Source organism: Arthrobacter sp. ZGTC131, from assembly GCF_002929275.1.
In the GTDB taxonomy this organism is placed as follows: domain Bacteria; phylum Actinomycetota; class Actinomycetes; order Actinomycetales; family Micrococcaceae; genus Arthrobacter.
This window is the reverse complement of the sequence record NZ_PJIK01000001.1, coordinates 34714-54568: the sequence shown is the minus strand read 5'-3', so window position 1 is coordinate 54568 and position 19855 is coordinate 34714. Positions and strand designations below refer to the sequence as shown.

Sequence of the window (19855 nt, the reverse complement as noted above, 5' to 3'; positions counted from 1 at the left end):
GCCCTGCAGTCTGGAGCTCGGGGAGTGGACTGCGACATATTGCACCGGCTTCGTTGGCAGGCACCCCCAGCATTTGCAGGAGTGCCTCGGTCGCCCTATCCGTCGCCTCGGCGTCGTCGCGGTTGGGTTCGGCATGGATGAGCTGTCCGAGGAAGGTTGCCGCGCCGACGGCGCACACCACGGCGACGTCGACGTCAAAATCCTGGTCCTCGCCATCATGGCGGCGCTTGGACTCGCGGTGCTCGCCATCGAGCTCGCCATCCACTGAACAGGTTTTCCCTGCCGTCCGGACCGCGGGCGCTCCTGTCGTGGGGCACGGCGCCTTCCGGCGCTGCGACTAGCCGTCGGACTCGATGGCCGCTGCGGCGTCCCGGACCTTGACCATGGTCCGGAGGTTGCGCGTCGTGGTCGACGCCTTGTACTTCGGCTTCGACGAGAGTTTGCTGAAGGGGCTGTCCAGGGTCCCGCCCGCCGGGGCAAGCCAGGCCGAAGCCTCCGGACCCAGCCGGGTCTGCTCAACGCCGCCGAGTGACTCCCCGGCGGCGAACAGCTCGTCAATCGCGGCAGTGTCCGAGGCCAGGGTGATGTAAGTGTGCGTGGTCTTGTCGTCCGCCGGGTAGTGGCACGCCTCCACGAGCTCCGACACCCGCGAGGCGGTCAGTACCACCACCCAGGCGTCGTAACCGAAGGCCTCCCGCAGGCTTGCCTCAAATTCCTTCTTGACCGCGGCCGGTGTGAGGTCGCTGGCCAGAACCACGTTGCCGCTGGCCAGGAGCGTCGTCACGTCGGTGAACGGCCGGGACTTCAGGGCCTCCTTGAGGTCCGCCATCTTGATGCTGATGCCGCCCACATTAATGCCGCGGAGGAACACTGCGTAGCTCGTCATCCGCCCAGACTACTGTGCGCGGTATCCCGCCGTGAGCACCGTCACTCGGTGACGGTGTCGGCATGCCGATGGGCAACCTTCCATTCGCCGCCTTCGCGGCGATACACCTGAGTGGCCCGCAGGGTATAACTTCGCGGCTCACCGTTGACGGAGGCGGAGGTGTGCTCAAGGCCAGCGGTATAGGCCATGTCATCCACGACGTCGTACGCCTGCAATTCGAACGCGTACGACGTGCAGTCCGAGAAAGTCTTCTCGAGGCCAACGAAGACTTCGTCCAGTTCATGCTGGCCATAGGCATTGCGCCACGCACCCAGGATGCTTACGGGCTCGTTACGTGACCACAGAGCCCGGCGCGGGGCCGAATCGCCGTTGTGAAGGGCTAGTTCCGCTTGGTAAAGAGCGGACTCGACCCAGGCGAGGAAGTCTTCGCGGTCGGTCATGCCTCAGTATGCTCCCGGCAGGCCTTTCATCCAACCTCTCCGGTTGAGCCGCCAGGCTGATCCCTGAAGCTTCAGTCGTTGTTCTTGCGGAGTGCTTCCGTGAGGACGCGGGCCGCGTTGCACACAACTTCTGCGTGCAACCGGCCGGGCTGCCGGGTGAGGCGCTCAATGGGCCCCGAAATCGACACTGCGGCAATCACCCTGCCGGACGGTCCCCGCACGGGTGCAGAAACTGAGGCGACCCCCGGCTCACGTTCGCCGAGGCTCTGGCCCCAGCCCCGCCGTCGTACTCCGGCCAGCACGGTGGGCGTGAAGCGCGCGGACTGCAGCCCCTCCAGCAGGCGGTCGTGGTCTTCCCACGCGAGCAGGACCTGCGCGGCGGAACCGGCCTTCATGGACAGCTGCGTGCCCACGGGGATGGTGTCGCGGAGTCCGATGGGCCGTTCCGCCGAGGCGACGCAGACCCGCCAGTCGCCTTGGCGGCGGAAGATCTGGGCGCTTTCACCGGTGGCGTCCCGGAGCTGCATGAGCACGGGCCCGGCCGAGGCGATGAGCCTGTCCTCGCCTGCGGCGGACGCGAGTTCGACTAGCCGGCTGCCCAGGACAAACCTGCCCTGGATGTCACGGCTCACGAGGCGGTGGTGAACAAGGGCGAGGGCAAGCCTGTGCACGGTGGGCCGCGCCAGTCCGGTGGCGGCCACGAGCTGCGCCAAGGTGGTGGGCCCGGCCTCGAGTGCGTCCAGCACCTGGGCTGCTTTATCAATGACACCGACGCCACTAGAATTGTCCATGTAATGATATTGCCGTCTCAATATCTGAGATGCAAATCATTTGGCTGGCTTATTACACGGCTGTGCTGTTTCAGTGGAAGTAACAGTCAACAGCAGTGAAGGGAGATGGCCATGGCGAACACATTGGCCGAGAAAGTCTGGGACGCGCACGTGGTGCGCAAAGGCGACGGCGACGGCGCCAACGCCCAGCCGGACCTTCTCTACATCGACCTCCACCTCGTCCACGAGGTAACGTCGCCGCAGGCCTTCGAAGGACTCCGCCTGGCCGGCCGCAAGCTGCGCCGCCCGGACCTGACCATTGCCACCGAGGACCACAACACTCCCACGCTGGACATCGACAAGCCTATCGCCGATCTGACCAGCCGCACGCAGATCCAGACGCTGCGCAACAACTGCCAGGAGTTCGGGGCACGCCTGCACTCGCTGGGCGACGCAGAACAGGGCATCGTGCACGTAGTGGGCCCGCAGCTCGGGCTCACCCAGCCGGGGATGACCGTGGTCTGCGGCGATTCACACACCTCCACGCACGGCGCTTTCGGCGCGCTGGCCATGGGCATCGGCACGTCCGAGGTGGAGCACGTCATGGCCACCCAGACGCTGTCCCTGAAGCCGTTCAAGACCATGGCCATCAACGTCGAAGGCACGCTCCGCCCCGGCGTTACTGCCAAGGACATCATCCTCGCCGTCATCGCCAAGATCGGCACCGGCGGGGGCCAGGGCTATGTCCTGGAGTACCGCGGTTCGGCCATCCGCGCCCTGTCGATGGAAGCCCGGATGACCATCTGCAACATGTCCATCGAGGCAGGTGCCCGCGCGGGCCTCGTGGCGCCGGACGAGACGACCTATGCGTACATGCAGGGCCGTCCGCATGCGCCGGAGGGTGCCGAGTGGGATGCCGCCGTCGAGTACTGGAACACCCTCCGCAGCGACGACGACGCCGTCTTTGATGCCCAGGTGGACCTCGACGCCAACACGCTGGAGCCGTTCGTCACATGGGGCACCAACCCGGGCCAGGGCGTTTCGCTCTCCGACAAGGTGCCCTCGCCCAACGACTTCGGCGACGAGAACGCCAAGGCCGCAGCCGAGCGCGCCCTGCAGTACATGGGCCTCGAAGCCGGAACGCGCATGAAGGACATCCGGGTGGACACCGTCTTCCTGGGCTCCTGCACCAACTCCCGCATCGAGGACCTGCGCGCTGCTGCGGATATCATCCGCGGCCGGCAGAAGGACCCCAAGGTCCGCATGCTGGTGGTGCCGGGATCGGCCCGCGTCCGCCTCGAAGCAGAAGCCGAGGGCCTGGACCGCGTGTTCAAGGACTTCGGCGCCGAATGGCGGTTCGCCGGATGCTCCATGTGCCTGGGCATGAACCCGGACCAGCTGGAGCCGGGGGAGCGCTGCGCCTCCACGTCGAACCGGAACTTCGAAGGGCGCCAGGGCAAGGGCGGGCGCACCCACCTGGTGTCGCCGGTGGTGGCAGCCGCAACGGCCGTGCGCGGAACGCTGAGCTCGCCGGCGGACCTAGAACCGGCCCCGGAATCCGCAGCCCTCCAGACGACCGACGCAGCCTAGGAAGACGCCATGGAAAAGTTCACCACGCACACCGGAATCGGCGTCCCGCTGCGCCAGAGCAACGTCGACACCGACCAGATCATCCCCGCCGTGTACCTCAAGCGGATCACGCGCACCGGCTTCGAGGACGCCCTGTTCTCGGCCTGGCGGAAGGACCCTTCCTTCATCCTGAACCAGGCACCGTTCAACGCCGGTTCCGTCCTGGTGGCCGGGCCGGACTTCGGCACGGGCTCCTCGCGGGAGCACGCCGTCTGGGCGCTCAAGGACTACGGCTTCAAGACCGTGCTCTCGTCCCGTTTCGCGGACATCTTCCGCGGCAATTCGGGCAAGCAGGGGCTCCTGGCGGCCGAGCTGGCCCAGGACGACATCGAGCTCATCTGGAAGGCGCTGGAAAACGCGCCCGGCACCGAGGTGACGGTTGACCTGGTGTCCAAGACCGTGGTCTGCGGCAACGTGGTTGCGCCGTTTGAGATCGACGACTACACCCGCTGGCGCCTGCTCGAGGGCCTCGATGACATCGGCCTGACCCTCCAGCACGAGGAAGACATCACCGCCTATGAAGCCACCCGGCCGTCGTTCAAGCCCAAAACGCTGCCGGCCCGGCTGTCCTGACCGCCGGAATTCCGTCCAGGGGCCCGCCGCAGCTACCCGCGGCGGGCCTTTTTGCTGCACCGGAATCCGCGCCGGCCCCCCGCCAGGCCGCGCCCGGTGCGTCCCGTATTTCGGTTCGGTAACGCAAGCTCATATGCTTAGCTGGAGCCTTTGTAAGGATTTGGGGGCGAGTAGTCGTGAGGAAACCGGTAAATGAGTAGTGTTCTGACAATCCGCGGAGGCGTCCCGCTAACTGGCCGTGTCAGCGTCCGCGGCGCCAAGAACTTGGTGCCCAAGGCCATGGTGGCCGCGCTGCTGGGCAACGAGCCCTCTGTGCTCCGGAACGTTCCGGAAATCAAGGACGTCGAGGTTGTCACCAGCCTCCTTCAGCTCCACGGCGTCACCGTAGTGAAGGATCCCGTGACCGGTGATCTCACCTTGGACCCGAAGGATGCCAAGACGGCGCCGAGCACGGCGATTGATGCCCACGCCGGTGACTCGCGCATCCCGATCCTGCTGTGCGGACCCCTGATCCACGCCATCGGTGAAGCCTTCATTCCGGATCTCGGCGGCTGCAAAATCGGCGACCGTCCCATCGATTACCACCTGAACGTGCTGCGCCAGTTCGGCGCCGTCGTGGAAAAGCGGCCGGGCGGGATCCACATCTCGGCCCCCCGCGGACTGCACGGTGCGAAAATCTCCCTCCCGTACCCGTCTGTGGGTGCCACGGAACAGGTCCTGCTCAGCGCAACACGCGCGGAGGGCATCACGGAGCTCTCGGGAGCGGCCACCGAGCCCGAGATCGTCGACCTCATCGCCGTGCTGCAGAAAATGGGCGCCATCATCAGCGTCCAGACGGACCGCACCATCCGCATCGAGGGCGTCCGCGACCTCGGCGGCTACAACCACCGGGCGCTCTCGGACCGCAACGAGTCGGCGTCGTGGGCATCTGCTGCCCTGGTGACCCGCGGTGACATCTTCGTCGAAGGCGCTTCCCAGCGGGACATGATGACCTTCCTGAACACCTTCCGCAAGGTGGGTGGCGGCATGGACATCGGCGACGACGGCATCCGGTTCTACCACCGTGGCGGCAAGCTTTCCCCGCTGGTGCTGGAAACGGATGTCCACCCCGGATTCATGACCGACTGGCAGCAGCCGCTGGTGGTCGCCCTGACGCAGGCCGAGGGCGTTTCGATCGTTCACGAAACGGTCTACGAGAACCGCTTCGGCTTCACGGACGCCCTCATCCGCATGGGCGCCAGCATCCAGGTCCACCGCGAGTGCCTCGGCAGCGTGCCGTGCCGCTTCGGGCAGCGGAACTTCCTGCACTCGGCGGTCATTTCCGGCCCGACGCAGCTCAAGGGGACAGACATTGATGTTCCGGACCTGCGCGGCGGCTTCAGCCACCTCATTGCCGCCCTGGCGGCCACCGGCACGTCGCGGGTGACGGGGATCGACATCATCAACCGCGGCTATGAGCGGTTCACCGAAAAGCTCGCAGGGCTCGGCGCCGACTTCGACATCTCGTCGGCGAAGTAGCGGTGCCCCTGTGAAGGAATCGGCGAAAAGCCATATCACGTTCCTGATGATTGCCGGGATTGCCCGGCCCCTGCTGACCCTGATGATGAACAAGAAGTGGGAAGGCACCGAAAAGCTTCCCGCCGGCGGGTTCATCGCAGCGCCCAACCACTGCACGGAGATTGATCCCCTGGTGGTGGGACACATGCTGTACAACCAGAAGCGCGCCCCGCACTTCCTGGCGAAGGCCGGCCTGTTCAAGGTGCCCGTGCTGGGCAGCCTGCTCCACGCCGTCAAGCAGATTCCGGTGGAACGCTCGACGGCGGGTGCGAACCGCTCGCTGCAGCTCGCCCAGGAGATCGTGGCCGAGGGCGGCGCCATTGTCATCTACCCGGAGGGCACCCTGACGCGGGATCCGGATCTCTGGCCCATGAAGGGACACACCGGGGCGGCCCGGCTGGCGCTGGAAGGCGGCATCCCTGTGGTGCCCATGGCGCATTGGGGAGCCCACGAGGTCTTCCCGCGGTACGCCAAGAGGTTCCATCTGTTTCCGAGGAAAACCTCCCGAATGCTGATCGGCGATCCCGTGGATCTGTCCCGCTTCGAGGGCCGTCCCCGGGACAAGGCCACCCTCACGGAGGCCACCGAGGTGATCATGGACGCCGTCACCGCCCTGCTGGCCGAACTCCGCGGCGAGCAGCCGCCGGCCCAGCGCTGGGACCCGGCTGCGCATAACCAGAAGAAGCACGGCCGCGACGTTGAGCGGGGCGGAAAATGACGCCAGTGCAGGGCCGGACCGGCTCTGCGGTGTCCGTGGCGGTGCTCGGCGCCGGTTCTTGGGGGACCACGTTCGCCAAGATCCTCGCCGACGCCGCCACGGCCTCGGGCGTCGAACGCCGCATCAGGCTCTGGGGCCGGCGGCCCGAAGTCGTGGAGCACATCAACCTGAACCACCGCAACCCCCAGTACTTGGCCGACGTCAAACTTCCGCCGAGCATCACCGCGTCCACCGACGTGGCCGAGGTGATGGCCGGGGCTGAACTCGTGGTCCTCGCAGTTCCGGCGCAGTCGCTGCGCCTGCAGCTGCGTGAATGGAAGACCCTGCTGGAGCCCGACGCCCTGGTGGTGTCCCTCATGAAGGGCCTCGAACTCAGCACCGACGCCCGCATGAGCGAGGTGATCTCCGAGGAACTGGACATCCCCGCCAGCCGCATCGCCGTGGTGTCCGGGCCCAACCTGGCCATGGAAATCGCCCGCGAAGAGCCAACCGCCTCTGTGGTGGCCTGTCCCGACTCTGCTGTGGCAGGCTGGGTTGCCAGAAGCTGCACAGCGCCGTATTTCCGCCCCTACACCACCACCGACATCGTGGGCGTTGAGATCGGCGGGATCGTCAAGAACGTCATTGCCCTGGCGGTTGGAATCTGCGAGGGAAAGCAGATGGGCGACAACACCAAGGCATCCGTAATCACCAGGGGACTCGCCGAGACTTCGCGCCTGGCCCTCGCCCTCGGCGGCTCGGCCCAGACCATGGCTGGCCTCGCCGGGCTGGGGGACCTCGTGGCAACGTGCTCGTCGCCGCTGTCCCGGAACCACACCGCCGGCCGCCTGCTTGGCCAGGGCCTCACCCTTGACGAGGTGGCCGAAAAAATGACCCAGACGGCCGAGGGCATCAAGTCGGGGCAGGCAGTTCACGAACTTGCCGGTAAGCTCGGCGTCGACATGCCCATCACGGCGGCCGTCGTCGCCGTGCTGGCCGGAAAATTGTCCGTTGACCAACTGGGGCCGCTGCTGCTGGCCCGGGAACTTAAATCCGAAGGCGATTACTGACAGTGTCGGAAGAAAACTTGACCGCAGCGGACGAGTCAACCCAGAGCAAGACGACCCAGGGCAAACCAACCCAAGGCAAGCCCCGAGTCGCCGTCCTCTTCGGCGGGCGCTCGAGCGAGCACGCGGTCAGCTGCGTCACCGCGGCCGGCGTGCTGGGCGCCATTGACCGGGAAAAATACGATGTGATCCCCATCGGAATCGCCAAGTCCGGCCAGTGGGTCCTCGCGGCAGGGGACACCGGGCAGTGGTCGCTGTCCTCATCCTTGTTGCCTGAAGTTGCGCCGTCGCCCCAGACGGTGACCTTGGCGGAAATCGGCGGGGAACACCAGCTGATTGTGGCGTCCCCCAACGAGGTGCCGCAGGAACTGGGCACCGTTGACGTTGTCTTCCCGCTGCTGCACGGCCCGTTCGGCGAGGACGGGACCATCCAGGGCCTCCTGGAACTGTCCGATACCCGCTACGTGGGCGCCGGAGTCCTGGCATCGGCCGTGGGCATGGACAAGCACTTCATGAAGGTGGTCTTCGAGGCCGCTGGACTGCGGGTGGGCCCGTACATTGCGGTTACGGACCGGCAGTGGCGCAACGATCCCGAGTCTGTGCGCAAGCGCGTTGATCTGCTCGGGTTCCCGGTGTTCGTCAAGCCTGCGCGTGCGGGATCGTCCATGGGCATCTCCAAATTGGACTCCCTCGAGGACCTTGACGCCGCGATCGAGGCTGCCAGGGAGCACGATCCGAAGCTGGTCATCGAGGCCGGCATCGTGGGCCGGGAGATCGAGTGCGCGGTGCTGGAAGGCCGCGGCTCGGACGCGCCGCGGACGTCGCTGCCGGGTGAGATCTCCGTTGCCGGCGGCGAGCACGAATTCTACGATTTCAATGCCAAGTACGTGGATGACGCGGCCGCGCTCAGCTGCCCCGCGGACATGCCGGACGAGGCGATTGCCAGGGTCCGCGAGCTCGCCGCGGTGGCGTTCGACGCCGTCGGGGCCGAGGGGCTGAGCCGGGTGGACTTCTTCTACACGGCCGACGGCGCACTCATCATCAACGAAATCAACACGATGCCCGGGTTCACGCCGAAAAGCATGTATCCGCAGATGTGGGCGGCCTCAGGGCTGAGCTACGCGGAACTGATCGACGAACTGATCCACCTGGCCCTGAACCGCAAGACCGGCCTCCGCTAGGAGTTACCGCTGGCCGAGCCCGGTTCACCGGTCGAGGCGGTCGAGCCCTACTTGCTCGACGGCAGGTTCTGGAGATCCTCCTGGCCGACGCAGTTACGGCTTGCCTTGATCTTGGCTGCCGCAGCGGAAAGGTCGGCCAGCACCGTGGCGGAGCTGATCTTGTTCGGATCCATCAGGATCTCGGTGGCGGGCTCCCGGCCGAAGGTGGTCAGCGTCCACACCGGGTTTCCCTCTTTGATGACCCAGTCCACATCGTTGACACTGACGCACCGGTCCGTCGTGGGCCCGGGAACGTTGACGCCGCATCGCAGGATCACGCGCGAAGGATCGCCCCAGGCGGCGGTTGCCTGGCTGTTCGTCTTGCGGAGGCCTGCATCGCCAATGGCGTCGGGCAGCGCCACCATCATGGGGGCGCAGGCGGGATTCGCCGCGTCCGCGGCAGGGGGAACGTCGACGGCGGGGGAGCAGCCGCCCAGCGCCAGTCCCGTGACGGCCACAGCGGCCGCAATCTTAAGCCGTCGGACGGGGTTGGGGGTGCGGAGGCGGTGCATACATTAAGCCTATCGCCCCGTCGGCGGGCGTCCTGACGTGCGGAAAAGCCGGCCGGAATGCCATCAGGGAAACAATGTCGGTCCGTGGCGGTAGCGTAGTGGCGTGCCACAAACACCACTGACCGTCGCCGAACTGTCCGAAGCCGAGCTTCTGGCCCGGATCTTCCCGCGCCTGGAACTGAGCGCCCTGCACAGCGCCGCTGTGCTGCTGGGGCCCGGTGATGACGCCGCCATCGTTGCCGTCCCTGACGGCCGGACAGTCATCAGCATCGACACCCAGGTGCAGGACCAGGATTTCCGGCTGCAGTGGAACAACGGTTACCGCACCACCGGCTATGACGTGGGCTGGAAGGCGGCAGCCCAGAACCTCAGCGACATCAACGCTATGGGCGCGTCCGCAACCTCGATGGTGGTCAGCCTCACCATGCCGGCCGAGACCCCCGTGGAGTGGTTCGAGGACCTCGCGGACGGACTCGCCGCCGCCATGGGCAAGCTCGGGGCGGGGGCGTGCTCCGTGGCGGGCGGCGATCTTGGCCGCGGCCGCGAACTTTCCGTCACCGTTGCCGTCCTCGGGACGCTCAGCGGCGGACAGCCGGTGCTGAGGTCCGGAGCACGGGCCGGAGACGTCTTGGCCATCGCAGGGCGGGCGGGCGCGGCCGCGGCTGGCCTGGCCCTGCTGGAGTCGGAGCATCCGGTGGGTTCCCTGACCCCGGAACTGCGCTCCCTCCTGGACCTTCAGTGCCGTCCCGAGCCGCCGCTGGATGCCGGCCCGCTCGCCCGGACATCCGGCGCCACTGCCATGATGGACATCTCGGACGGGCTGGTGCGGGACGGCACGCGGCTCGCCTTGGCCAGCAATGTCGTGCTGGACCTTGACCCACGGGCGCTGAAGCTGCTGGCCGCACCCCTGCAGCCGGCAGCCGGAATCCTGAACGCGGACCCGCTGGAATGGGTCCTGGGCGGCGGCGAGGACCACGGCCTGCTCGCCACTTTCCCCGCCGGCATACAGCTGCCCCCGGGCTTCGCTGGGATAGGCTCAGTACAGGCCTGCGGTGCAGATGAAACGGCAGGCGTGACAATCGCGGGCCGGCCCGCTGACTCCGTGGGATGGGATCACTTTGCAGATTAAGATTGCCGCGAACGCGCAAGCGATGAAGCGGTGGTTGGGCAAGGCCGAGACCGCCCTGGGCAACCACAGCGACCGCCTTAATGCGATTAACATCTTCCCGGTTGCTGACGGCGACACCGGCACCAACCTCTACCTCACGGTGAGGGCGGCCGCACGTTCGCTCCAGGACGCCGCGCCGACCCCCGCGCAGGTCCAGGCCCCCGCCCGTACGCCGACCCCCGCGCAGGTCCCTGTCCCCGCCCGGACGCCCGGCCCTCGCCAGGCCCCTGACCCCGCACAGAATGATGTCGGTGCCGTCCTGGCCAAGGCCGGAGAGGCGGCCATGGAGCAGGCCAGGGGAAACTCGGGGACGCTGTTCTCCGTGTTCCTGTGTGCGGCCGCCGAACCGTTGGCCGGGCACACCAGGCTTACGGCAAACTCGCTCGCCGCCGCGCTCAACCGGGCACAGATCCGGGCATGGTCGGCGCTCAGCGATCCCGTTCCCGGCACCATGCTCTCGGTCATGGAGGCGGCCGCACGGGCTGCCGCCGCCGTCGACGCCGGCCAGAACGGCAATGACAGCAACTATGCGCTGGGCCTGGCCTTGGACGCCGCGGTCGAAGCAGCGCTTGAGGCGGTGATCCGCACCGAAGGGCAGCTGGATGCGCTGCAGGCGGCACACGTCGTGGACGCCGGCGGCGTGGGCATGCTCCTGATCCTTGACTGCCTGCGGTCGGCGGTGCTGGGGGTGGAGCTCCAGAGCGAACTCTTGGACGGCCTGCACGGCTACGATCTGCAGGATCCGCATATCCACACCGACATGCCGGACGACGACGGCGTGGAGGTCATGTGCACCATCAGCCTGTCGCCGCTGGACGCCGCCATGCTCAGGCAGCGCCTGGATGAACTTGGTGATTCCGTGATCATGAGCCAGGTGGGCCCCTCCCCGGACTCGGACGGCCGGTACCGCTGGCGGGTCCACGTCCACGTCATGGATTCGGGCCCGGCGCTGGAGACCATCAGTTCACTCGGAGAGCCTGCAGAGGTGTCCGTCAGCGAACTGGCGATTCCGCGGGACCCCAATCCGGTGGAAGCCGAGGCCGGGAGCCACGACGGACGATGAACACCGAGCTGGAACTCGGCCTGGAGCGCAGGATCGGCAAGCGTTCCGCGGCCGTCGTCGAAAAACATCTGGGCATCACCACGGTTGGCGGCCTGCTCAACTACTTTCCGCGCCGATACCTCAGCCGGGGCGAGCTCACGCCCATCAGCGAGGTCCCGCTGGACGAGGAAGTGACGCTCATTGCCCGCGTCCTCTCGAACAGCACACGCCAGATGCGCGCCCGGCGGGGCTCCATCACCGACGTCGTGATTTCCGACGACGCCGGGGCGCACTCCGGCGGTCCGAGGCAGCAGGGCTCGGCCCTGCCGGGAACGCTCAAGATCAGCTTCTTCAACGGATTCCGGGCCAAGGCTGAGCTCCAGCCCGGACGCCGGGCCATGTTTTCCGGAAAGGTCACCCGTTTCGCGGGATCGCTCGGCCTGACCAACCCCGATTTCCTGCTGCTGGACGAGGACCCGGACACCCCCGGCATGGATCCGGAAAAGCTCGCGGCCATGCCCATCCCCGTGTATCCGGCAACCGCCAAACTCACCAGCTGGTCCATCCAGAAGGTCATCTCCACCCTGCTGGACACCGTGGACCTGGACGCCCTGCAGGATCCGCTGCCCGCGGCCATTTCAGCCCGCGAGAAGTTCCTGCCGATGCCGCAGGCCTACCGCCTGATCCACGCGCCGCAAACGCCCGAGGACTGGCGCAAGGCCAGGGACCGGTTCCGCTACCAGGAGGCGCTGGTCCTGCAGTCCGCCTTGGCGCGCCGCCGCGCCCAGCTGGCCTCGGAGGAAGCAACGGCCCGGCGTCCGGTGCCCGACGGACTCCTGGCGGCCTTCGACCGCCAGCTGCCGTTCACGCTGACCGCGGGGCAGGCCGCCGTGGGCAAGACGCTTTCCGGCGAACTGTCCCAGGACGGACCCATGAACCGGCTGCTCCAGGGCGAGGTGGGCTCGGGCAAGACCATCGTGGCGCTCCGCGCCATGCTGCAGGTTGTCGACGCCGGGGGACAGGCCGCCCTCCTGGCACCCACGGAAGTTCTGGCCGCGCAGCATTTCGACTCCATCCGGCGGACGCTCGGCACGCTCGCCCGGGACGGACTGCTGGGCGGCGCCGGCGACCACAGCGTCCAGGTCAGCCTGCTCACCGGGTCCATGCCGACGACGGCACGCAAGCAGGCACTGCTGGATGCCGCGTCTGGCACTGCCGGGATAGTCATCGGCACGCACGCCCTGCTGAGCGACAACGTGTCCTTCTATGACCTCGGCCTCATTGTTGTGGACGAACAGCACCGCTTCGGCGTGGAGCAGCGCGATGCCCTGCGATCCAAGGCCAGCAAGCCGCCGCACCTGCTGGTCATGACGGCCACCCCCATCCCCAGGACCGTGGCCATGACCGTTTTCGGCGACCTTGAAACCTCCGTGCTGGACGAACTGCCGGCCGGCCGGGCTCCCATCACCACGCACGTCGTGGGCCTCGCGGAGAATCCTGCCTGGGCCGGGCGGATCTGGTCGCGGTCACGGGAAGAGATCGACGCCGGGCACCAGGTGTACGTCGTGTGCCCGAAGATCGGGACGGACGACGACGGCGACTTCAGTCCCGGTGAGGCGGAACCCGCCCCCGGGGAACTGGAGGGGGACGGCCCGGCGCGCGAACTGGCGTCGGTGACCGCCGTCGTCGAGCACCTTAGTGAGGAACCGTCGCTGACCGGGATTCCGCTGGCCCCGCTCCACGGGCGCCAGGATCCTGCGCTGAAATCCGAGACCATGGCATCGTTCACGGCCAACAAGACCAAGCTGCTTGTTTCCACCACGGTGATCGAGGTGGGCGTGGACGTGCACAACGCCACGCTGATGGTCATCCTGGACGCGGACCGGTTCGGCATTTCGCAGCTCCATCAGCTCCGCGGCCGCGTTGGCCGGGGAGGCCTGCCGGGCACGTGCCTGCTGGTGACGACGCTGGAACCCGGCCATCCGAGCCGCCGCCGGCTGGATGCCGTGGCCGCCACCACCGACGGCTTTGAGCTGTCCCAAGAGGACCTGAAGCTGCGCCGCGAAGGCGACATCCTCGGCGCCTCGCAGAGTGGCGGCCGGTCCACGCTGAAGCTGCTCAGGGTCCTGGAACACGAGGACATCATTGCCCGCGCCCGGCAGGACGCCCAGGAGATTGTGGCCGGCGACCCGTCGCTGCTGGACCACCCGGCTCTGGCCGAGGCCATCGACGACTACCTGAACCCCGAGAAGGAGGCGTTCCTTGAACGCGGCTAGCATCATGGACGTCCCGGCGGACCGCGCCGGACATCGGGTTACGGCATGAGCCGGATTGTGGCCGGTGCAGCCGGGGGAACACCGCTTGTCAGCGTGCCCGGGTCCATGACGCGTCCTACGACCGACCGGGTCAAAGAAGCCCTGTTTTCCCGGCTGGATGCCTTCGACGTCCTGGCCGGCTCGCGCGCGCTGGACCTCTATGCCGGTTCCGGGTCGCTCGGCGTGGAGAGCGCCAGCCGGGGGGCCGCCGCCGTCGACCTCGTGGAATTCGATGCCAAAGCCAGCGCTGTCTGCCAGCGGAACGCGGACCTGATCAACGGCGTCCTGGGGCGGAAAACCGTCACCGTGCATCGTTCCCGGGTTGAGTCCTTCCTGGACCGGACGGCTGAAGAAACCCAGTGGGACGTCGTCTTCCTGGACCCGCCCTACCCCCTGGACCAGCCCGCGCTCGCCGCGGTCCTGGGCAAGCTGGCCCCGCACCTCGCAGCCGGTGCCGTGGTGGTGGTGGAGCGGTCATCAAGGTCACATGAGCCGGAGTGGCCGGAAGGCCTGGAACGGTTTGCGGAGAAGAAGTACGGCGAGACTCGGCTGTGGTTCGCCGAACCGGCCAGCGGGCAGCAGGTCGACGTCGGGCCCGTGCCGGAGGACTGAGCCCGACTTAACGCTCGAGCCCGTCCCAACGCCGGGCCTGACTCAGGCCCGTCCCGAACCTCGTCAGGCGGACAGCTGATCCAGTTCGACCCCCGCCAGCACCTTGGCCGGGTGCGGCCCGCGTGCCGTCAGTGCAGCGGTCCATTCGGCCGGCCAGGGTTTCCGGGTGCCGGTCAGGATGATGTTCCCCGGGAACCCGCCCGTGAACATGCCGGCTTCGGCGAAGGCAGCGACGTCTGTCATGACCCGCCGCAGGGCCGCCACCTGGCTGCGGACCAGCGTCAGGCCCGGCTCGTCACCCACGTTCACGATCAGCACGCCCCGCTCCGTCAGGAGGGCCGAGGCTTCCTCGTAGAACTCCTTGCAGGCGAGGTGCTCGGGAGCCTCGGGGCCGGAGAAGATATCGAGGATGACGACGTCGAACCGGAGGTCCGCGGGCAGCTCGGCCAGCGCGCCGCGGGCGTCGCCGATGATCGTTTGCAGCCGGGTTCCCTCGGGCAGCGGCAGCTGCTCCAGCACAAAGTCCAGCAGTTCACGCTCCAGCTCCACGGCGTACTGCAGCGATCCCGGGCGGGTTGCCTGGATGTACCGGGCCAGGGTCAGGGCGCCCGCGCCAAGGTGCAGGGCGGTGATCGGCTCACCCCAAGGGGCGGCGAGGTCCACCATGTGGCCGATCCGGCGGAGGTACTCGTAGAAGATGTCTTCGGGATCCGCCAGATCAACGTGAGACTGTTCCGCACCGCCGATGCTGAGCACAAAGCCGCCGTCGGTGTAGGTGTCGGGTTCTATGACTGCATGCTGGCCGGTGGTCCGCAGGAACCGTGAGGCCGGCGGGGAGCCCTCAGTCACCGTCAGAGCCTGTCCCGGAGCGTCGCCAGCCGGGAAGCCGCTTCCTCAAGGACCTCGGTCCTCTTGCAGAAGGCAAACCGCAGCAGGCTCCGGGTCCTTTCCGCGCCCTCCGGGTGGCAGAAGACGGGAACGGGGATGGCAGCCACGCCCACCAGGGCCGGCAGGCGCCGGGCGAACTCCACGGAATCCAGGATCCCCAACGGCGAGGTGTCGACGTTGACGAAGTACGTGCCGTTCGGGATGAACACATCCAGCCCGGCTGCCCGGAGGCCGTCGCTGAGGATGTCCCGCTTTTTCTCGAGCGTGGCGGAGATGCCGTCATAAAAGGCATCCGGCAGCGCGAGCCCGGTCGCAATCGCACTCTGGAAGGGAGTGCCGGAACTGTAGGTGAGGAACTGCTTCACAGTCCGGACGGCAGACACCAGGTGCTGCGGCCCGCTCAGCCAGCCCACCTTCCAGCCGGTGAACGAGAACGTCTTGCCGGCCGAGGAGATAGTGATGGTCCGGTCCGCCGCTTCCGGCAGGGTGGCCACCGGGACGTGGCTCACGCCGAAGGTGAGGTGCTCATAGACTTCGTCGGTGATGATGAGCGCGTCATGCTTTCGCGCGAGGTCGACGACGCGCTGGAGGACTTCCCGGGGAAACACGGCACCGGTGGGATTGTGCGGATTGTTCAGCAGCACCACCTTGGTGCGGGCACTGAAGGCCGCCTCGAGGGCTGCGGGATCGGGAAGGAAATCGGGGGCCAGCAGCGGCGCTGTGACGTGGGTGGCCCCGGACAGTCCGATGATGGCGCCGTACGAGTCGTAGAAGGGCTCGAAGGTCAGGACTTCGTCCCCGGGGCCGACGAACGCCATCAGCGAGGCTGCGATCGCTTCGGTGGCGCCGGTGGTGACGATGATTTCCGTGTCGGGATCCGGCTCGAGCCCGTAGAACCGGCTCTGGTGCGCGGAGATGGCCTGGCGCAGTTCCGGGATGCCCTTGCCGGGAGCGTACTGGTTCAGACCCCGGGCGATGGCGGCCTGGGCCGCTGCCTTGATTTCCGCCGGACCGTCTTCGTCCGGGAATCCCTGGCCGAGGTTGATGGCGCCGGTCCGGACGGCCAGGGTGGTCATCTCTTCGAAGATCGTGACGCCCAGGGTTCCGTCGGCCGCCAGGAGGTTGGCACCGATGGCCGCACGCTGCCAGGGCGCCGGAAGTGTCTCTGTCATTGCTATCCTGCCTGTCCGTTCAGTCCCGCTGTCAGGTGCGGCTGATGCATCAAGTCATGGTATCCCGGCCCGCCCATACGGTAGGTTCGGAGCATGAGACGCGCCGTATGCCCAGGCTCCTTCGACCCCATCCACAACGGACACCTCGAGGTCATCGCCAGAGCCGCGAGCCTCTTTGACGAAGTCATCGTTGCGGTGTCAACGAACTACGCCAAGAAGTACCGCTTTCCGCTGGAGGAGCGGATCGAGATGGCCAAGGAGACGCTCGCCTCACTCCGCGGCATCGTGGTGGAGCCGGTCGGCGAAGGGCTCCTGGCCGAGTACTGCCGGCAGCGCGGTGTGTCCGCCATCGTCAAGGGGCTCCGGTCGTCGTCGGACTTTGACTACGAACTGCCCATGGCCACCATGAACCGCCAACTCAGCGGCGTGGAGACGGTCTTCCTGCCGGCGGAGGCGCACTACCTCCATTTGTCCTCCACGTTGATCAAGGAAGTGGCCGGCCTGGGCGGGAGTGTGTCCGAGTACGTGCCGAGGTCGGTGCTGAAACGCCTCATCGCTGGCCCGCCTGCGCCGGGCCAGCCGTCCAGAGGGTAGGCTTGTGCGGTACATTCCGGCCTCTGCCTTCGGGGGACGGCGCCCGGTTTGAGTCCGCCAAGGAGTTCAGGCTAAGATAATACGTCGGTCATATGTTCAACAGGAGTTCTCATTAAACGAGATGCAAGTTCGCCCTTGGTGCTTGATGTCAAGGACCTCGGACGCAGTCCCGGGAGCATGCGTACGCTGACGGAACATGTACCCGCGCCGGAAGATCTTGGCGTGGCGCTCATTGGCGTTCAGAAGGGCTCGGATATCGAGCTCGACCTGAGGCTTGAGGCCGTACACGAAGGAATTCTGGTATCAGGAACCGCAATCGCCGAAGTAACCGGTGAGTGCGGCCGATGCCTGGATCCCCTTGCGTATGACCTTGAGGTCAATGTGCAAGAACTTTTCTTCTACGAAGGCGCCTTGCCTTCCGACGAGGAAGACGATGAAGAGCAACGTCGAGTCGAGCACGATCTGATCGATCTTGAGCCGGTGTTGCGGGACGCAGTTGTTACCATGCTGCCGTTCCAGCCGGTGTGCCGGGAAGACTGCCAGGGTCTGTGTTCCGAATGTGGAGCGCGCCTGGAAGACGAGCCGGGGCACCACCACGAGGTCGTAGATCCTCGCTGGGCTGCCCTAGCTGATCTGGCTAAGCCTGACCGGCAAAATTGATTTGTAAGTGTTTTTCTAGAGAGAAATGAGTTAGCCGTGGCTGTTCCCAAGCGGAAAATGTCTCGCTCGAATACCCGCGCCCGCCGCTCCCAGTGGAAGGCAACTGCCCCCCACTTGGTGAAGACCATTGAGAACGGCCAGGTTACTTACAGCCTGCCGCACCAGGCAAAGGTCGTCACCGACTCGGCTGGCACTGCGCTGTTCCTTGAGTACAAGGGCCGCAAGGTCGCGGACGTCTAATCGGCCTACAAGCTGACTAGGATGTCTTCAACTGAAGAGCTTCTGAAGCGTCTCGGTGTCTCAATTGACGCCGGGACGCTTCGTCTTGCTCTGACACACCGTTCCTATGCCTACGAAAACGGCGGCATACCCACCAACGAACGCCTCGAGTTCCTCGGCGACTCCATTCTGGGGTTTTCGGTCACCGATGCGCTGTACCGTGACAATCCCTCGCTCCCCGAAGGGGACCTGGCCAAGCGCCGGTCCGCTGTCGTGAGCACCCGGGCCCTTGCCGGCATCGGACGCAGCCTCGGCATCGGCGACTACATCTACCTCGGCCAGGGCGAAAAGCTCACCGAGGGCAAAAACAAGGCCTCAATCCTGGCGGACACCATGGAAGCGCTCATCGGTGCAACGTATGTCTCCAACGACATCGAGACCGCCCGTCAGCTCGTCATGCGCCTGATCGGGCCGCTCCTCAAGGACGCAGCAGCCCTCGGCGCCGGCACTGACTGGAAGACCAGCATCCAGGAACTGGCGGCCGGCCGTCAGCTCGGCACCATCTACTACGCGGTGGAGGGCTCCGGCCCGGACCACGCGCGGACCTTTGTCGCCGAGCTGCAGATCGGCGGGAGGCCATACGGCAAAGGCTCTGGCCACTCCAAGAAGGAAGCCGAGCAGGAAGCGGCCGCCGACGCCTGGCGGAAGTTGTCCGGCATGGACACCGCCGCGCAGCCGCCGGAATCCGTCGCCGGGAGCTAGGCAACCGGTGCCTGAACTTCCCGAGGTCGAGGTGGTCCGCCGCGGCCTGGTGAGCTGGGTCCGCGGCCGGACCATCACCGGCGTCGAAATCCTGGATCCCCGGTCCATCCGGCGGCATGCACTGGGACCCGAGGACTTCGCCGGGAACCTTGAAGGCGCAAAGGTCCTTGACGTGGTCCGCCGGGGCAAGTTCCTGTGGATGCCTTTGCAGGAGGACTGCAGGGCGCGCGGGATGCATGCGGAAGCCGGCACCGCGCCCGGTCTTCCCGCCGTGGCGCTGATGGCCCACCTTGGCATGAGCGGCCAGCTGCTGATGCAGGACGCCGACGTTCCGGATGAAAAACACCTGAAAGTACGCCTCCGGCTGAGCCTGTGCGACGGCATGCCCGCGCAATTGAGGTTCGTTGACCAGCGGATTTTCGGAGGCCTGTTCGTCACCTCGCTGATCCCGACCGACGACGGCGGCCCCGGCGGGCTTGCCGAGGACCCGCTGCCGGTCATAGCCGAGGAGGCGTCCCACATTGCGCGCGATCCCCTCGACCCCTACTTTTCCTTCGACGACTTCTACCGCCGGCTCCGGAGCCGGAAGACCGGCCTTAAACGCGCGTTGCTGGACCAGGGCCTCGTCTCCGGAATCGGCAACATCTACGCGGACGAGGCCCTGTGGCGGGCCAAGCTTCACTACGCCCGCCCCACCGACACCCTGCGGCGGGCGGACGCCACGCGCGTTCTCGAAGCTGCCCGCGAGGTGATGACCGACGCCCTTGACGCGGGCGGCACCAGTTTCGACTCGCTATACGTGAACGTCAATGGCGCGTCAGGCTACTTCGACCGGTCCCTCAACGCCTACGGCAGGGAGGGGGAGGAATGCCGGCGCTGCGCCGCCGCCGGGATTGTCAGCCTGATGAAGCGCGAGCAGTTCATGAACCGGTCCTCCTACACCTGCCCCGTGTGCCAGCCGCGTCCCCGGAACGGCCGCTGGTGACGATTGCCACCGGCTCTTCCGGGCCGTAAATCCGGGGATCCGGGCCGTGTGGCAGTAGATTTAGGGCAGGACACGCAGCCGCTGCCG

The 19855-nt window shown here is 66.7% G+C and carries 22 protein-coding genes; 16 read left to right on the top strand and 6 right to left on the bottom strand.

Annotated features, from left to right (window positions below):
- Window positions 1-133 precede the first annotated feature (133 nt).
- On the top strand, window positions 134-268 hold the full coding sequence (locus CXQ90_RS22755; RefSeq protein WP_258064239.1) for a hypothetical protein: 135 nt from the start codon (window positions 134-136) through the stop codon (window positions 266-268).
- Window positions 269-337: 69 nt separating this feature from the next.
- On the opposite strand, the gene CXQ90_RS00270 is transcribed toward CXQ90_RS22755, so the two are convergent.
- From CXQ90_RS00270 to CXQ90_RS00260, 3 genes are all read right to left on the bottom strand, one after another.
- Window positions 338-886 carry a DUF1697 domain-containing protein gene (locus CXQ90_RS00270; RefSeq protein ID WP_104136096.1) on the bottom strand — a complete coding sequence of 183 codons (549 nt, stop codon included), beginning with the start codon at window positions 884-886 and terminating at the stop codon, window positions 338-340.
- Window positions 887-927: 41 nt separating this feature from the next.
- Window positions 928-1326, bottom strand: a complete 399-nt coding sequence (locus CXQ90_RS00265) for a nuclear transport factor 2 family protein (protein ID WP_104136094.1) — start codon at window positions 1324-1326, stop codon at window positions 928-930.
- A 71-nt stretch (window positions 1327-1397) separates the two neighbouring features.
- A complete protein-coding gene (locus CXQ90_RS00260; RefSeq protein WP_043420062.1) occupies window positions 1398-2117 on the bottom strand; it encodes an IclR family transcriptional regulator in 720 nt (239 codons plus the stop codon).
- A gap of 111 nt (window positions 2118-2228) precedes the next feature.
- Here CXQ90_RS00260 and leuC point away from each other — a divergent pair, with 111 nt between their 5' ends.
- The 6 genes from leuC (at window position 2229) to CXQ90_RS00230 (ending at window position 8800) form a co-directional block, all read left to right on the top strand.
- Window positions 2229-3686: a 3-isopropylmalate dehydratase large subunit gene (gene leuC, locus CXQ90_RS00255; protein WP_104136831.1), complete on the top strand. Its 1458-nt coding sequence runs from the start codon at window positions 2229-2231 to the stop codon at window positions 3684-3686.
- A 9-nt stretch (window positions 3687-3695) separates the two neighbouring features.
- Window positions 3696-4298 (top strand): 3-isopropylmalate dehydratase small subunit, encoded by a 603-nt coding sequence (gene leuD, locus CXQ90_RS00250; RefSeq protein ID WP_104136092.1) that lies wholly within the window; start codon window positions 3696-3698, stop codon window positions 4296-4298.
- Window positions 4299-4490: 192 nt separating this feature from the next.
- Window positions 4491-5816, top strand: a complete 1326-nt coding sequence (gene murA, locus CXQ90_RS00245; protein ID WP_104136091.1) for a UDP-N-acetylglucosamine 1-carboxyvinyltransferase — start codon at window positions 4491-4493, stop codon at window positions 5814-5816.
- A 10-nt stretch (window positions 5817-5826) separates the two neighbouring features.
- A complete protein-coding gene (locus CXQ90_RS00240) occupies window positions 5827-6573 on the top strand; it encodes a 1-acyl-sn-glycerol-3-phosphate acyltransferase (protein ID WP_104136089.1) in 747 nt (248 codons plus the stop codon).
- Window positions 6570-7622, top strand: coding sequence for an NAD(P)H-dependent glycerol-3-phosphate dehydrogenase (locus CXQ90_RS00235; RefSeq protein WP_104136088.1), 1053 nt, complete (start codon window positions 6570-6572; stop codon window positions 7620-7622). Before CXQ90_RS00240 ends, CXQ90_RS00235 begins: the two co-directional genes overlap by 4 nt.
- A 17-nt stretch (window positions 7623-7639) precedes the next feature.
- On the top strand, window positions 7640-8800 hold the full coding sequence (locus tag CXQ90_RS00230) for a D-alanine--D-alanine ligase family protein (RefSeq protein ID WP_104136829.1): 1161 nt from the start codon (window positions 7640-7642) through the stop codon (window positions 8798-8800).
- Window positions 8801-8847: 47 nt separating this feature from the next.
- Here the strand turns inward: CXQ90_RS00230 and CXQ90_RS00225 are convergent, their stop codons facing one another.
- The gene (locus CXQ90_RS00225; protein WP_104136086.1) at window positions 8848-9351 is read right to left on the bottom strand and encodes a DUF3515 family protein; all 504 of its coding nucleotides are present in this window, start codon (window positions 9349-9351) and stop codon (window positions 8848-8850) included.
- Between the two features lie 103 nt (window positions 9352-9454).
- On the opposite strand from CXQ90_RS00225, the gene CXQ90_RS00220 reads away from it, so the two are divergent.
- The 4 genes from CXQ90_RS00220 to rsmD are packed head-to-tail and all read left to right on the top strand — an operon-like array spanning window position 9455 to window position 14488.
- Complete coding sequence (locus tag CXQ90_RS00220; protein ID WP_104136085.1) at window positions 9455-10480, top strand: thiamine-phosphate kinase; 1026 nt, start codon at window positions 9455-9457, stop codon at window positions 10478-10480.
- Between the two features lie 22 nt (window positions 10481-10502).
- Window positions 10503-11582: a DAK2 domain-containing protein gene (locus tag CXQ90_RS00215; protein WP_104136083.1), complete on the top strand. Its 1080-nt coding sequence runs from the start codon at window positions 10503-10505 to the stop codon at window positions 11580-11582.
- Window positions 11579-13837, top strand: a complete 2259-nt coding sequence (locus tag CXQ90_RS00210; RefSeq protein ID WP_104136081.1) for an ATP-dependent DNA helicase RecG — start codon at window positions 11579-11581, stop codon at window positions 13835-13837. The genes CXQ90_RS00215 and CXQ90_RS00210 overlap by 4 nt, the downstream gene beginning before the upstream one ends.
- A gap of 45 nt (window positions 13838-13882) precedes the next feature.
- Window positions 13883-14488: a 16S rRNA (guanine(966)-N(2))-methyltransferase RsmD gene (gene rsmD / locus CXQ90_RS00205; protein WP_104136080.1), complete on the top strand. Its 606-nt coding sequence runs from the start codon at window positions 13883-13885 to the stop codon at window positions 14486-14488.
- A gap of 63 nt (window positions 14489-14551) precedes the next feature.
- On the opposite strand, the gene CXQ90_RS00200 is transcribed toward rsmD, so the two are convergent.
- Together CXQ90_RS00200 and CXQ90_RS00195 are read right to left on the bottom strand one after the other, a co-directional pair.
- Window positions 14552-15337, bottom strand: a complete 786-nt coding sequence (locus tag CXQ90_RS00200; RefSeq protein WP_181038379.1) for a spermidine synthase — start codon at window positions 15335-15337, stop codon at window positions 14552-14554.
- 2 nt (window positions 15338-15339) lie between these two features.
- The gene (locus tag CXQ90_RS00195; protein ID WP_104136078.1) at window positions 15340-16548 is read right to left on the bottom strand and encodes an aminotransferase class I/II-fold pyridoxal phosphate-dependent enzyme; all 1209 of its coding nucleotides are present in this window, start codon (window positions 16546-16548) and stop codon (window positions 15340-15342) included.
- 93 nt (window positions 16549-16641) lie between these two features.
- On the opposite strand from CXQ90_RS00195, the gene coaD reads away from it, so the two are divergent.
- The 5 genes from coaD (at window position 16642) to mutM (ending at window position 19768) form a co-directional block, all read left to right on the top strand.
- Entirely contained in the window at window positions 16642-17142 is a 501-nt protein-coding gene (coaD, locus tag CXQ90_RS00190; RefSeq protein ID WP_104136077.1) for a pantetheine-phosphate adenylyltransferase, read from the top strand.
- Window positions 17143-17277: 135 nt separating this feature from the next.
- Window positions 17278-17802, top strand: coding sequence for a DUF177 domain-containing protein (locus tag CXQ90_RS00185; protein WP_104136076.1), 525 nt, complete (start codon window positions 17278-17280; stop codon window positions 17800-17802).
- Window positions 17803-17838: 36 nt separating this feature from the next.
- Window positions 17839-18042 carry a 50S ribosomal protein L32 gene (gene rpmF, locus CXQ90_RS00180; protein ID WP_003806041.1) on the top strand — a complete coding sequence of 68 codons (204 nt, stop codon included), beginning with the start codon at window positions 17839-17841 and terminating at the stop codon, window positions 18040-18042.
- A 21-nt stretch (window positions 18043-18063) separates the two neighbouring features.
- On the top strand, window positions 18064-18783 hold the full coding sequence (rnc, locus tag CXQ90_RS00175) for a ribonuclease III (protein ID WP_104136074.1): 720 nt from the start codon (window positions 18064-18066) through the stop codon (window positions 18781-18783).
- Window positions 18784-18790: 7 nt separating this feature from the next.
- Window positions 18791-19768, top strand: coding sequence for a bifunctional DNA-formamidopyrimidine glycosylase/DNA-(apurinic or apyrimidinic site) lyase (gene mutM / locus CXQ90_RS00170; RefSeq protein WP_104136073.1), 978 nt, complete (start codon window positions 18791-18793; stop codon window positions 19766-19768).
- Window positions 19769-19855 lie beyond the last annotated feature (87 nt).

Excerpts from the sequence above, each read along its gene's own strand:
- CXQ90_RS22755 (WP_258064239.1), top strand. The coding sequence starts at position 134 with ATGGATGAGCTGTCCGAGGAAGGTTGCCGCGCCGACGGCGCACACCAC.
- CXQ90_RS00270 (WP_104136096.1), bottom strand. The coding sequence starts at position 886 with ATGACGAGCTACGCAGTGTTCCTCCGCGGCATTAATGTGGGCGGCATC.
- CXQ90_RS00265 (WP_104136094.1), bottom strand. The coding sequence starts at position 1,326 with ATGACCGACCGCGAAGACTTCCTCGCCTGGGTCGAGTCCGCTCTTTAC.
- CXQ90_RS00260 (WP_043420062.1), bottom strand. The coding sequence starts at position 2,117 with ATGGACAATTCTAGTGGCGTCGGTGTCATTGATAAAGCAGCCCAGGTG.
- leuC (WP_104136831.1), top strand. The coding sequence starts at position 2,229 with ATGGCGAACACATTGGCCGAGAAAGTCTGGGACGCGCACGTGGTGCGC.
- leuD (WP_104136092.1), top strand. The coding sequence starts at position 3,696 with ATGGAAAAGTTCACCACGCACACCGGAATCGGCGTCCCGCTGCGCCAG.
- murA (WP_104136091.1), top strand. The coding sequence starts at position 4,491 with ATGAGTAGTGTTCTGACAATCCGCGGAGGCGTCCCGCTAACTGGCCGT.
- CXQ90_RS00235 (WP_104136088.1), top strand. The coding sequence starts at position 6,570 with ATGACGCCAGTGCAGGGCCGGACCGGCTCTGCGGTGTCCGTGGCGGTG.
- CXQ90_RS00225 (WP_104136086.1), bottom strand. The coding sequence starts at position 9,351 with ATGCACCGCCTCCGCACCCCCAACCCCGTCCGACGGCTTAAGATTGCG.
- CXQ90_RS00215 (WP_104136083.1), top strand. The coding sequence starts at position 10,503 with ATGAAGCGGTGGTTGGGCAAGGCCGAGACCGCCCTGGGCAACCACAGC.
- CXQ90_RS00210 (WP_104136081.1), top strand. The coding sequence starts at position 11,579 with ATGAACACCGAGCTGGAACTCGGCCTGGAGCGCAGGATCGGCAAGCGT.
- rsmD (WP_104136080.1), top strand. The coding sequence starts at position 13,883 with ATGAGCCGGATTGTGGCCGGTGCAGCCGGGGGAACACCGCTTGTCAGC.
- CXQ90_RS00195 (WP_104136078.1), bottom strand. The coding sequence starts at position 16,548 with ATGACAGAGACACTTCCGGCGCCCTGGCAGCGTGCGGCCATCGGTGCC.
- coaD (WP_104136077.1), top strand. The coding sequence starts at position 16,642 with ATGAGACGCGCCGTATGCCCAGGCTCCTTCGACCCCATCCACAACGGA.
- rnc (WP_104136074.1), top strand. The coding sequence starts at position 18,064 with ATGTCTTCAACTGAAGAGCTTCTGAAGCGTCTCGGTGTCTCAATTGAC.